Source organism: Frigoribacterium sp. CFBP 13605 (assembly GCF_014839405.1).
In the GTDB taxonomy this organism is placed as follows: Bacteria; Actinomycetota; Actinomycetes; order Actinomycetales; family Microbacteriaceae; genus Frigoribacterium.
The window spans coordinates 127,768-140,087 of record NZ_JACYNS010000001.1; the positions used below are offsets into that span (position 1 = coordinate 127,768).

Sequence of the window (12,320 nt, forward strand, 5' to 3'; positions counted from 1 at the left end):
GCACCGTGCACGTCACCCGCATCACCGACCTCGACCACGAGGCACTCGCCGACTACAACCGGCTCACCGACGTCGCGCTGCGGCGCGTGTCCGAGCCGGAGGGCGGCCTCTACATCGCCGAGTCGACCAAGGTCATCGAGCGGGCGCTGCGGGCGGGCCACGTGCCCCGGTCGGTGTTGATGACCGACCGGTGGTTGCCCGACATCGAACCCCTCGTGGCCGACCACGAGGGCGAGATCTTCGTCGGCGACGCGGCCCTGCTCGAGACGCTGACCGGCTACCACCTGCACCGCGGGGCCCTCGCCGCCATGCACCGTCCCGAGCTGCCCACGGTCGAGTCGGTGCTCGACGGCGCGCGGCGCGTCGTCGTGCTCGAGGACATCGTCGACCACACGAACGTGGGCGCGATCTTCCGAGCCGTCGCCGGTCTGGGGGCGGACGCCGTCCTGATCACCCCGCGCTGCGCCGACCCGCTCTACCGGCGCAGCGTCCGCGTCAGCATGGGCACCGTGCTGCAGGTCCCGTGGACGCGCCTCCCCGAGTGGCCGGCCGGTGCCGGGCTGCTCCGCGAGGCGGGTTTCGAGGTGGCCGCCCTGGCGCTGAGCGACGACGCGGTGACCCTCGACGCCTACGCGGCCGCGCCTCCGGACCGCGTCGCCCTGCTGCTCGGCACCGAGGGCGACGGGCTCAGCCGGGCCGCCCTGCGGGCCGCCGACACGGTGGTGACCATCCCGATGCTGCACGGCGTCGACAGCCTCAACGTGGCCGCCGCCTCGGCCGTGGCCCTCTGGGCCCTGCGTCTGCCGGCGGACGGGTCGGCGGCGGTCGCGTGACCGGTCGCGTGACCGGAGTCGACGGGCGTCGTCGACCCGGCGTGGTCCGGAGGCGCGTGGGCGTGGTCGCGCTGCTCGCCCTGGTCGTCGCGGTCGGCGGCTACGTCCCCCTGGCACTGCTCAGCCCGCTGGGGCCCGCCGCGGCGGACGTCGACTCGTACGCCGCACCGGTCGAGGAGGCTCCCGACCTGACCTTCCCCGCCTACGGCGCGACGGCGGTCGAGGCGATCGGCTGGGACGACAGCCTGACGACGAGCGGCGACGAACGACCCCGTCCGATCGCGAGCATCAGCAAGGTGGTCACGGCCCTCGTCGTCCTCGACGAGAAACCCCTCGACGGCGGTGACGGCCCGTCCCTCACCTTCGGCCCGGCCGAGGCGGCCCTGGTCGACGCGTACCGCGCACGGAACGGCAAGGTGGCACCGATGGCCGCCGGGCAGGTCCTCACCGAGCGGCAGGTGCTCGAGGTCATGCTGATCGAGTCCGCCAACAACTACGCCGAGGTGCTGGCCCGGTGGGCGTTCGGCAGCGACCAGGCCTTCGTCGACGCGGCGCGGTCCTGGCTCGACGGCCACGGCCTCTCGTCGACCACGCTCGTCGAGCCCACCGGGTTGTCGCCGCAGAACACGAGCACCTCGACCGACCTGATCGCACTCGGCCGACTCGCCCTGGCCGACCCCGACGTCGCCCGCACGGTCGGCACGGCGACGACGTCCGTGCCCGGCATCGGCGAGATCAGCAACAGCAACGAACTGCTCGGGCTGGACGGCGTCGTCGGCATCAAGACGGGGACGCTCGACGAGGCCGGCGCCTGCCTGCTGTTCGCGGCCGACTACACGATCGGCGGACGACGGGTCACGGTCGTGGGCGCCATGCTCGGCGGTGTCGACCACGACCAGCTGGACCGCGACGTGCAGGCCCTGCTCGCGAGCGTCGCGGAGGGCTTCCGGACCATCACGTTGACCAGCCGCGGCGACGCCTTCGCCGACTACGAACTGCCCTGGGGCGACGAGGCCCGAGCGGTGGCCGCGGAGGACGCCACCGTCCTCGTCTGGGGCGACGAGACCGTGCAGGCGTCGGTCGAGACCGACGACGTGGGCGCGGCCCCGGTCGGAACGCGCGTGGGCGACGTCACCTTCACCGTCGACGGAGAACGGCACGTCGTGCCCCTCGAACTCGACGCGGGCATCGGCGAGCCGGGCGCCTGGTGGCGCTTGACGCATCCCGACGAGGTGTTCTGACCCGAGCGTCAGTCGTCGGTGCGGTGGACCACGGTGACGGCGTCCGGTCGCTTGGCCCGGACCAGGTCGCCCGACGACTGGTGCCGGATGCGCCGTACCACCCAGGGCACGAGGTACTCGCGGGCCCAGCCCATGTCGTCGGCCCGTGCGTTGCGCCAGGGGCGACGCTCGAGCGGCTCGGGCTCGTAGGGCGCGAGGTCGTTCTCGACCGCGAGGGCCTGCAGGACCATCCGCGCGATCGTGTGGTGGCCGAGGGGACTGAAGTGCAACCGGTCGGGCGCCCACATCCGTGGGTCGACGAGCTGACGCAACGCCCACATGTCCGCGACCACCGCGTCGTGTCGCAGCGCGATGGCGTGGACATGCTCGTTGTAGATCGCGACCTTTCCGCGGAGACGACCGAGGACCGGGGTGAGGCCGATGTCGGGACCGGTGAAGACCACGACCGTGGCACCGTCGGACCGCAGTCGCGCGACCAACCCCTCGAAGCCCGCGGCGACCTCGTCGGGGTCGGTGCCGGGACGGATGATGTCGTTGCCCCCGGCCGACACCGAGATGAGGTCGGGCCGCAGGGCGAGCGCGGCCTCGGACTGCTCGTCGATGATCTGCTTCAGCAGGCGGCCCCGCACGGCGAGGTTGGCGTAGGCGAAGTCCTCGGTCGAGGAGCCCAGCACCTCGGCGACGCGGTCGGCCCAGCCCCGGTGCCCCCCGGGGGAGCGCTCCTCGGGGTCGCCGATCCCCTCGGTGAACGAGTCGCCGAGGGCGACGTAACGGGACCACGGGTGTTGCTGACTCATGCCACCAAACTACTCTCGACGCGTGCCCGCACCGAAGCCCGCCCCTCCGTCCGACCCGACCCGCGCCTCCTGGTCGCCCGGCGAGCTGCTGCCCGACGAGCTGCTCGAGCGCTTCCGGGGGCGGGCCGCCGACCACGACCGCGAGAACACGTTCCCCCACGACGACCTCGCCGACCTGCGCGAGCGCGGCTACCTGAGGGCGTTCGTCCCGGAGCACCGAGGAGGCGCGGGTCTCGGACTCGAGCAGGTCGCGTCCCTGCAGTCACGCCTCGCGGCGGCGGCCCCGGCCACGGCGCTGGCGGTCAACATGCACCTGGTCTGGACCGGGTGCGCGGCCGTGCTGCACGCCCGGGGCGACGACTCGCTCGACCTCGTCCTCGAGGACGCCGCGCACGACGAGGTCTTCGCCTTCGGGGTGAGCGAGCCCGGCAACGACCTCGTCCTGTCCGACTCGGTGACCTCGGCCGAACCCACGGGCGACGGCGGCTACCGGTTCACCGGCACAAAGGTCTCCACGTCGCTCTCGCCGGTCTGGACGCGCCTCGGCGTCTTCGGACGGGACGACTCCGACCCGGAGGCGCCGGCCCTCGTCCACGGGTTCGTCCACCGTGAGCAGCCGGGCCACGCCTCGCTCGAGGACTGGGACACCATCGGCATGCGCGCCACGCAGAGCCACACGACCCGGCTGACCGGGGTCGAGGTGCCCGCCTCACGCATCGTCCGTCGACTGCCCGTCGGCCCGAGCGCCGACCCGTTCGTCTTCGCGGTCTTCGCCGTCTTCGAGACGACCGTGGCCGCCGTGTACCGGGGCATCGCCCGCCGGGCCCTCGAGCTCGCCGTCGAGTCGGCACTCGGGACGACCTCGCGGCGTGCCGGGGGAGCGGCGAGGGCGCTCGACCCCGTCGTCCGCTGGCGCGTCGCCGACGCCGGACTGGCGGTCGACGGACTCGAGCCGCAGGTCGACCGGGTCGCCCGCGACGTCGACGAACTCGTCGACCACGGGGCCGACTGGCCTCGCCTCGTCGTCGGGCTCAAGACGCGCGCCACCGGGACGGCCCGCGCGGTGGTCGAGCAGGCGGTCACGGTGGCCGGGGGGTCCTCGTACCGGTCGCCCTCCGAGCTCGGGCGCCTGCAACGGGACGTCCTCGCCGGACGCTTCCACCCGTCGAACACCGACTCGGCGCACGCGACCATCGCGGCGGCGCTCCTCGGACCGGGTTCCTGACGGGTCGACGCACGCGGCCGCACCGGGGGCCGCACCCCGGGCGACGACGATGTCGGTGGCGCGTGTGAGGATGCTCCGGTGAGCAAACAAGACGGCAGCGGGCGGATCGTCACGACGGTGCCGACCGACGACGCGACCGCGCCGATCTTCCACGTCGACATGGACGCCTTCTTCGCGTCCGTCGAGTTGCTCGACCACCCCGAGCTCCGGGGCCGACCCGTGGTCATCGGGCACCGCTCCGACCGGTCGGTCGTCACGGCCGCCACCTACGAGGCCCGCAAGTACGGCGTCAACTCGGCGATGCCCATGGCGATCGCGTTGCGTCGCTGCCCGCAGGCCGTCGTGCTCGAACCGCACTTCGAGAAGTACCAGCACTGGTCCTCACGAGTCATGTCGATGTTCGACGACGTCACGCCCCTGGTCGAACGCCTCGGCATCGACGAAGCGTTCCTCGACGTCAGCGGGTCGATCCGCCTGATGGGTTCGCCGTTCGAGATCGCCACGGCACTGCGTCGTCGGGTCCATGCCGAGACCGGGCTGCACTGCAGCATCGGGGCCGCGTCGACCAAGTTCGTCGCCAAACTCGCGTCGAGCGTCGCCAAGCCCGACGGGCTCCTGCTCGTACCGCACCGCCACACCCTGGCCTTCTTGCACCCGCGGCCGATCAGCGCGCTCTGGGGCGTGGGCGGCAAGACCGAACAGGTGCTGCTCGACCGCGGCCTCCGAACGGTCGGCGACGTCGCCTCGGCCCCTCTCGACATGCTCGTCCATGCGGTCGGGCCGGCCGCGGGCGCGAAGCTGCACGACCTGGCGTGGGGTCGCGATCCCCGCAGCGTCCACACCGAGACAGCCGAGAAGAGCGTCGGCAACGAGAACACGTTCGGCACCGACGTCGTCGACCCCGTCGTCGTCCGACGTGAACTCCTCCGCCTGAGCGACAAGGTCGGCACCCGTCTGCGGGCCGCGGGCGTGAGCGGTCGCACGGTCGTGCTCAAGTTGCGGACGACCGACTTCGTGACGATCACGCGGTCCCGGACGCTCGCCGACCCGACCGACCTCGGGCGACGCATCTACGACGAGGTCGTGTCCCTCTACGAGGCCACGGGCAAGCAGCACGAACGCATCCGGCTCGTCGGCGTGCGCGTCGAGCAGCTCAGCGAGGGGACGGGCGGTGACTCGCTCGGCCTGTGGGACGACGACGCCGACTGGCGCGAGGCGGAGTCGACCATGGACGCCCTCCGGGCCAAGTTCGGCTCGGCCATGCTGACGCCGGCCTCGCTGCTCGGCACCTCGCGGCGTCGACCCGGCGCCTCCGGTCGAGATGCGGGTGCCGCGTCCGTCGACGACGCCGGTCGAGGGTAAACTCGGTTCGAGTGAGCACCGCCAACGCATCCGACCCCGCCGGGGGTGAGCAGCACCTCGACGGCCTCTCGTCCGACCCTCTCGACGTCGGCGTCTCGGCAGGCAACTCGGCCGCCGAACACCTCTCGCCCGCGTTCCCCGAGCGGGCCGCCTGGGGCACCGCCAGCAAGTTGCGCGCGTGGCAGGCCGACGCCCTCGAGCTCTACTTCTCGACGATGCCGAGGGACTTCCTCGCGGCGGCCACACCGGGCGCCGGCAAGACGACGTTCGCCCTCCGCCTCGCCACCGAACTCCTGTCCCGCGGCGAGGTCGACCGCGTCGTGGTCGTCGCCCCCACCGAGCACCTGAAGCGTCAGTGGGCCGACGCCGCCGACCGGGTCAACCTCCGCCTCGATCCGATGTTCAAGAACGCCGACGGCACCTTCGGGCGGCACTACCACGGCATCGCCGTCACCTACGCCCAGGTCGGCATGAAGCCCGAGGTGCACAAGGCCATCACGACGGCCGGTCGAACCCTCGTCATCCTCGACGAGGTGCACCACGGCGGCGACGCGCTCAGTTGGGGCGACGGCATCCGGGAGGCCTACACCGGGGCCACCCGCCGTCTCTCGCTGACGGGCACCCCGTTCCGGTCCGACACGGCTCCGATCCCGTTCGTGCAGTACGCCCCGGACGAGCACGGCATCCGCACCTCGAGGGCCGACTACTCCTACGGCTACGGCCGTGCCCTCGCCGACGGGGTGGTGCGACCCGTCCTCTTCATGGCGTACGCCGGCCAGATGCGCTGGCGCACCCGGATGGGCGACGAGATGAGCGCGTCCCTCGGCGAAGCCGTGACGAAAGACATCACGGCCCAGGCCTGGCGTACGGCGCTGTCGCCGCAGGGCGACTGGATCCCGGCCGTGCTCTCGGCGGCCGACAAGCGCCTCACCGAGGTGCGCCGGGGCGTGCCCGACGCGGGGGGTCTCGTCATCGCCACCGACCACACCGCGGCTCGGCAGTACGCAGCCGTGTTGCAGAAGCTCACGGGTGAACGCCCCACCGTCGTCCTGAGCGACGAGAAGGCCGCCTCCGACCGCATCCAGGCCTTCTCCGACGGCGACAGCCGCTGGATGGTCGCGGTCCGGATGGTCTCCGAGGGCGTCGACGTCCCGCGTCTCGCCGTCGGCGTGTACGCCACCTCGGCTTCGACGCCGCTCTTCTTCGCCCAGGTCGTGGGACGGTTCGTCCGAGCCCGCCGACGGGGCGAGACCGCGTCGATCTTCCTGCCGAGCGTGCCCAGCCTGATGGCCCTGGCCAACCAGCTCGAACTGCAGCGCGACCACGCGCTCGACCGACCCACCGACGCCGACGACGGCCTGTTCGCCCCCGAAGAAGACATGATGGCCGCGGCCAACCGCGACGAGAAGGCGTCGAGCCTCCTCGAGCAGCAACCGTTCGAGGCCCTGGACTCGCAGGCCTCGTTCGACCGGGTGCTCTACGACGGCGGCGAGTTCGGCACCGGAGGCGAGATCGGCAGCCTCGAAGAACTGGACTTCATCGGCATCCCCGGTCTGCTCGAGCCCGACCAGGTCCGCGACCTGCTGCGGCAGCGGCAGGCCACCCAGGCACGACGGGCTCCGAAGACCGGGTTGCCCACGACCGCTCCGGTCGACGAGGCCCGACCCCTCTACCAGACCATCAAAGAGCAGCGGCAAGAGCTCAGCCGGCTCGTGTCGATCTGGTCGCGGCACTCGAACGAACCGCACGGGGTGATCCACGCGGACCTCAGGCGCATCAGCGGGGGCCCGTCCGTCGCTCAGGCCAGCACCGAACAGATCCAGAAGCGCATCGACGTGTTGCGCGGCCGCCTCGGCCAGCGCGCCTGACCCGGGTACGATCGACCGATGCTCGACGAGAACGTCCCCGACCGGTGGACCGTGCGCGCCGACCCCGAGGGGGCACCCGAGGCGGTCGTGGAGCGCTTCGGTGGCGGTTACCGACTGAGCCGATGGAGCCCGACCGACGCCGAGCCGGCCCGCCTGGGCGTCTACACGTCCCCCGAGCTCGCCGAGACCGCCTGGTGGCGAGTCGTCGACCGCGAGCGGGGTCAGGGCAGGCGGACGATGTCGACCAGGCGGACGGGCCTCGAGGACGCCTGAGGGACCCCGTCCGGGGCCGGGCGCACCCCGGCGCCCCCACTCGGGCCGAGCACCGAGACACCCTCGTCGCCGCACAGCAGCACCGGTCGGACCTCGAAGGGTCGACCTCGCCCGAGCGCCCGGAGCCCGTCGCCCCACCGGCGGTCCGAGGGACGGGGCGACGCGGCGCCGACCCTCTCGAGGACGAACGCCACGGTCGCGGCGCCGAACTCGGTGGCGACGGCGGCCAGGGCATCGCCGTAGTGGTCGAGGGCGGCGGTGTCGGGCACCTCGGGGATGCCCTCGAGGGGCACCATGAGGGGGAGGGGGACGTCGTCGTCGTCGAAGAACAACGTCCAGAGCTGGCGACGCACCGCCGACGGGACGATGGCCTCGACGTGCCGGACGAGGTCGTCGACGTCCTGGACGGGGGCGTGCGGATCAGCGATGCGTCCCGGATCGGACGCGGCGAAGGCTGCGACCGGGTCGGCGGGAGGGCGGTCGAGGGTGGTGTCGAGGACCGAGGTGAGTGTCATGGGTCGAGCATCTCGGGCCGCCACCGCTTCCGGACGGTTCTCCCCAGCCGCATCGATCGACGAGGATCGACGCGGGGCTGGGGAGGACCGATCAGCCCTGGAGTCGCACGGAGTCGCCGACGGCGACCGTCTCGCCGCCCTGGCCCGGCGCCCCGGACAGTGCCCGGAGCGCCCTGCGGAGCACCGTGCTGGACGTGCTCATGGTGTACGGGAAGTAGACGACCTCGACCCCGACCGCCCCGAACTCTCGCTCGAGCCGGAGGCCCTTCTCGGTGCCCCGCCAGTCGTCGCCCTTGAAGAAGACGTCGAAGCGGAGCTCGCGCCAGACGTCCATCTTGTCGGGCACGGTCTCGGCGTGGACGCCGTCCACGACGTCGATGTGGCGGACGATCTCGAGCCGTTCGGCGAGCGGGACGACGGGGGAGATGCCCTTGGTCACCTGCAACATCTCGTCGGACACGACGCCGGCGATGAGGTGGTCGCACTGCGCGGACGCGTGCCGCAGCAGGTTCAGGTGGCCGATGTGGAACAGGTCGAAGGCGCCGGCCGCGTAGCCGACCCGGCCCGCGCCTCCTCGTCCGCTCCCGCCGTCGACGGGGTCGAGGGCGAGGCCGGTGGCGGGGGTGGGGATGACGTCCACGGGTGTGGTCCTCTCGTCGGGGTGGTGCTCGGAGGTGCTCACGACAGGGCACCGGGCCGGCGTCGGAGGCGGGGGAGGTCCTGCAGCGGGCGGGCGGCGCCCGCGTGGTCCACGAGGTCGGCGATGCTGAACGAGGGCGTGGGTTCCTCGACGGGGTGACGGACGTCGTCGTCGAGCCAGGTGGCACGCACCAGGACCCGGCGCCACGGGGGCACCCCGGTCAGCACGACGCCCACGGGTTGCACGTCCAGGCTGACGAGCTCGGCGCTCAGGCTCCGGAGGGACTCGACCGTCGTGACCCCGGACCGGACGACCAGCAGCACGCCGTCCACCTCGTCGGTCACGCTGCGCAGCGCGAGCGGGTGCGAGTCGCTGGAGGCCTGGACGACGGAGACGTCGTAGTCCTCGCGCAGGGCGGCGAAGAAGGCGTGGGTTCCCGAACGGACCAGGTGACGGGACGACGCGACGACCCCGTCGGACACCGGCACGCGGTCGTAGCCGTGCCGATCGGCCTCGACCTCCTCGGGCACGGCGCCCACGGGCACCGTCGAGGGACGGGAGAGCGTGCGGGTGTCGAAGTCGGACTGGACCAGGGCGCACGTGGCACCGAGCTCGACGACGGCGCGCGCGAGGCCGCCGTCGACGCCGACCGCCTCGCGGACCGAGTCCGTCCGGGCCAGCAGGAGCGTGGCGGGCAGCGAGCCACCCCGGAGGGCCCTCGTGTTCTGCACGACCTCGCGCAGGGCCGTGCGGGTCCGGGCGGACGAGGCTCCGGTCACCGGGTCGTCGCCCTGCCGGAGGGCCCCCGGGAGCTGTCCCACGACCGGCAGCCCCGTGATGCGGCGCACGTCGTCGACCGTGTCGACCGTGGGCCGGGCACGGGCCAGGACGAGCGCGCCGGCGAGACCGACCGCCAGGCCGGCGAGGAGACCCGAGAGGACCGTCAGCGCGAGGCCCGGCTCGTCGGGCGTCGTCGGGACGGCCGCGGGGGAGGTGAGGTCGAGCGCGACGGTCTGACCGTCCGACCCGGCGTCCGATTCGGCGCGATCCACGACCGCCGAGAGGCTCTCGGCGACGTCGTCGGCGAGCGAGGCGGCCCCGTCGGGCGTTCCGGCCGTCGTCTGCACGCGGAGGACCGCGGTGCCGTCCGGGTTGACCACCGAGACCCGCTCGGCGAGCTCGTCGACGGGCAGGCCGAGGTCGGCCGCGACCGGTCCGAGGACTTCCGGGCTCGTGCCGAGCTCGGCGTAGGACGCCACGCGCTGCTGGGCGAACTGACCGCGGGCCGCGAGGCCCGAGCCCGGGGACTCGACCCGGACGAGGAGCGTCGCCTCGGCGCGCCAGTCGGCCGGAGCGAGCTGCGATGCGCCGACGCCCGCGGCCACCCCGAGGAGCGCCGCCACGCCGATGAGCGCGGCATGGCGCGAGACGGCGCGACCGAGACCCCCCGCGACGGCACGACGGACCGGGGCGACCTCGTGCCTCACGACCTCGAACCGATCGACGGGGGAGTCAGGGACTTCAGCTCGCGGAACCACTTCGGCAGGGCGAGGACGAGGTAGCCGGCGTTCGCGACGAGGAGCGCCAGGTAGACGACGGTGAACGCCGGCGGCCAGGCCAACAAGACGAACGCGAGGCACATCAGGCCGTAGTCCGTCGGGACGACCGCCAGCGAGTAGAGCAGTCCCGTGCGACGTCCGACGGGCGCGGCGACGCCGGTCCGGGCCGCCTCCGCCCGGCGGAGCTGGTCGGTCAGGACGATGGCGAAGAACGCCACCGTCGCCACGACCTGGTAGACGAGCGGCGCGGCCAGCAGGGCTTCGCGACCCTCCGGTTCACGGAGCCACGACGCGAAGACCGCCAGGTGCAGCACCGCGATCTTGGTCGCGTCGATGACGTGGTCGAGCCACTCGCCCGCGGGGCTGCCGCCGCCCCGGAGGCGCGCGACCTGTCCGTCGGCCGAGTCGAGGGCGTAACCCACGACGAGCAGCAGGACGACGGCCAGGGCCGTCCCGATGCCGGACGGCGCGAAGGCGAGGACCGCGATGCCGGCGAAGGTGCACGCGGCGCTGAGCGCCGTGACCTGGTTCGGCGTGGCACCCACGGTGTAGGCCACCGCGGCGGCCCATCGACCGAGTCGGCGGTTGACGAAGCGCGAATAGGCGGGCGCACCCGTGGACGGCTTCTGGGCCGACGCGAGCGCGGCGAGGGCGGGACGCACGGCACGGGGCACGGCGGGCCGGGCCGAGGTCCCCTCGGTGGTCGTGGGGGCGTCGGTCACGAGGCCACCGCCAGGGAGTCGACGTCGGCCGTGTGCAGCTCGCGGGTGACGACCGCGCCGATGCGGCGGCGCATGCGCTCCGGTGTGAACCGCTGGAGGTAGGCCTCGCGGGCGTGGCGCCCGGCGACGGCCAGGGTGGAGACGTCCATCGACGCCAGGATCTCGGTCAGGCCGTCGACGTCTCGGCGGTCGAAGAGCCAGCCCGTGTGACCCTCGTCAACGACTTCTTCCGGGCCGCCGGAGCGGCTGGCGATGACGGGACGCCCCTGGCTGAACGCCTCGAGCGTGACGAGTCCGAAGCCCTCGAGGGTGTCGGTCGGCAGGATGACCGCGTCGGCGTCGCGGAGGTAGGGCGACGCGTCGTCGACCTCTCCCACGACGGTGACCGTCTCGGGTCGCGAGACGATCGCCGCGACCAGGCCGGGCACGTCGACGGAGGAGCCGACGGCCGGCGGGCCGCCCAGGATGACGAGCTGGCCGGGGCAGCCTGCCGCGTTCCAGGCCGTCAAGAGCGTCGCGTGACCCTTGTGGCCGTTCCAGCGACTCGCGACCACGTACTGGGGCGCGCGACCCTCGGCACGGTCGGTGACGGCGATCGAGCGGTCCGACACGCCGTTGTGGACCACGACGGCGCGCGAGTCCTCCGAGAGGCCGGACGAGTCGAGCACCGACCGCGACACGGCGACCAACGAGGTGCAGGCGCGGGCCAGGGGACGGAGGCCTCGACGGTCCCCGTCGCTCCAGGGCTCCTGCAGGTGCCCCACGACGCGGCGGACGCCCATGGCCCGGGCGACGGGCGCGACGATCAGGCAGGCGCTCGTGGCGCAGTAGACGAGGTCGAAGTGGCGCCCGGACAGTCTCAGCGCCGTGCGGGCCGCGTCACGGGCCAGGCGGACGAGTCCGAGCGGTCCGAGCCGGGTCCGGCGCAGGATCGGGAGGGGCGTGCGCTCGACGCGCGCCCCGAGCTCGCGCAGCCTCGGGCCCAGGGGCCCGACGGACACGTCGGAGGGCAGCCAGACCGTCACGTCGAGGTCGTCGCGGGCGGCGAGCTCACCGACCACCTCGAGGACGATCCGGTCCGAGCCGTACATCTCGTCGGACGAGTGCACCAGCAGCACCCGGCTGCGCCGCGATCCCCTCCGACGGCGGGGGAGTTCGGGCAGGTCGACGCCCGTCCGGGCGTCCTCCCGCAGGATCGGTGCGGCGGTCGTCGCCGGTGCGGACTCGCGGTCCCGGTAGTGCCTGATGTCGACGGACATGCTCTCTCCCCTGTCGTCGTGAGCGT

At 73.2% G+C, this 12,320-nt stretch carries 12 protein-coding genes; 6 read left to right on the forward strand and 6 right to left on the reverse strand.

The window, feature by feature from the left end:
• The first annotated feature begins 5 nt into the window (after window positions 1-5).
• Window positions 6-833 (forward strand): TrmH family RNA methyltransferase, encoded by an 828-nt coding sequence (locus tag IFT36_RS00595; RefSeq protein WP_123570062.1) that lies wholly within the window; start codon window positions 6-8, stop codon window positions 831-833.
• An 8-nt stretch (window positions 834-841) separates the two neighbouring features.
• A complete protein-coding gene (locus IFT36_RS00600; protein WP_200412181.1) occupies window positions 842-2,074 on the forward strand; it encodes a D-alanyl-D-alanine carboxypeptidase family protein in 1,233 nt (410 codons plus the stop codon).
• 8 nt (window positions 2,075-2,082) lie between these two features.
• On the opposite strand, the gene IFT36_RS00605 is transcribed toward IFT36_RS00600, so the two are convergent.
• Window positions 2,083-2,871, reverse strand: a complete 789-nt coding sequence (locus tag IFT36_RS00605) for an SGNH/GDSL hydrolase family protein (protein ID WP_056045163.1) — start codon at window positions 2,869-2,871, stop codon at window positions 2,083-2,085.
• 22 nt (window positions 2,872-2,893) lie between these two features.
• Between IFT36_RS00605 and IFT36_RS00610 the strand changes: the two genes are divergently transcribed.
• The 4 genes from IFT36_RS00610 to IFT36_RS00625 all read left to right on the forward strand — a co-directional run bounded on the left by IFT36_RS00610 (window position 2,894) and on the right by IFT36_RS00625 (window position 7,599).
• The gene (locus tag IFT36_RS00610) at window positions 2,894-4,096 is read left to right on the forward strand and encodes an acyl-CoA dehydrogenase family protein (RefSeq protein ID WP_307784984.1); all 1,203 of its coding nucleotides are present in this window, start codon (window positions 2,894-2,896) and stop codon (window positions 4,094-4,096) included.
• Window positions 4,097-4,174: 78 nt separating this feature from the next.
• Window positions 4,175-5,458, forward strand: coding sequence for a DNA polymerase IV (dinB, locus tag IFT36_RS00615; RefSeq protein WP_056045159.1), 1,284 nt, complete (start codon window positions 4,175-4,177; stop codon window positions 5,456-5,458).
• Between the two features lie 11 nt (window positions 5,459-5,469).
• Window positions 5,470-7,326 carry a DEAD/DEAH box helicase gene (locus IFT36_RS00620; RefSeq protein WP_200412183.1) on the forward strand — a complete coding sequence of 619 codons (1,857 nt, stop codon included), beginning with the start codon at window positions 5,470-5,472 and terminating at the stop codon, window positions 7,324-7,326.
• Between the two features lie 18 nt (window positions 7,327-7,344).
• Window positions 7,345-7,599, forward strand: a complete 255-nt coding sequence (locus IFT36_RS00625) for a hypothetical protein (RefSeq protein ID WP_200412184.1) — start codon at window positions 7,345-7,347, stop codon at window positions 7,597-7,599.
• Here the strand turns inward: IFT36_RS00625 and IFT36_RS00630 are convergent.
• From IFT36_RS00630 to IFT36_RS16285, 5 genes are all read right to left on the reverse strand, one after another.
• Window positions 7,548-8,114, reverse strand: coding sequence for a hypothetical protein (locus tag IFT36_RS00630; protein ID WP_200412185.1), 567 nt, complete (start codon window positions 8,112-8,114; stop codon window positions 7,548-7,550). The two genes, IFT36_RS00625 and IFT36_RS00630, sit on opposite strands and share 52 nt — an antisense overlap.
• Before the next feature lie 91 nt (window positions 8,115-8,205).
• Complete coding sequence (locus tag IFT36_RS00635) at window positions 8,206-8,646, reverse strand: FAD synthase family protein (RefSeq protein ID WP_056047412.1); 441 nt, start codon at window positions 8,644-8,646, stop codon at window positions 8,206-8,208.
• A gap of 146 nt (window positions 8,647-8,792) precedes the next feature.
• On the reverse strand, window positions 8,793-10,241 hold the full coding sequence (locus tag IFT36_RS00640) for a hypothetical protein (RefSeq protein ID WP_200412186.1): 1,449 nt from the start codon (window positions 10,239-10,241) through the stop codon (window positions 8,793-8,795).
• The gene (locus tag IFT36_RS16280) at window positions 10,238-11,035 is read right to left on the reverse strand and encodes a CDP-alcohol phosphatidyltransferase family protein (RefSeq protein ID WP_307784985.1); all 798 of its coding nucleotides are present in this window, start codon (window positions 11,033-11,035) and stop codon (window positions 10,238-10,240) included. Before IFT36_RS16280 ends, IFT36_RS00640 begins: the two co-directional genes overlap by 4 nt.
• Window positions 11,032-12,294, reverse strand: coding sequence for a glycosyltransferase family 4 protein (locus IFT36_RS16285; RefSeq protein WP_056045142.1), 1,263 nt, complete (start codon window positions 12,292-12,294; stop codon window positions 11,032-11,034). Before IFT36_RS16285 ends, IFT36_RS16280 begins: the two co-directional genes overlap by 4 nt.
• Between the last annotated feature and the right edge of the window lie 26 nt (window positions 12,295-12,320).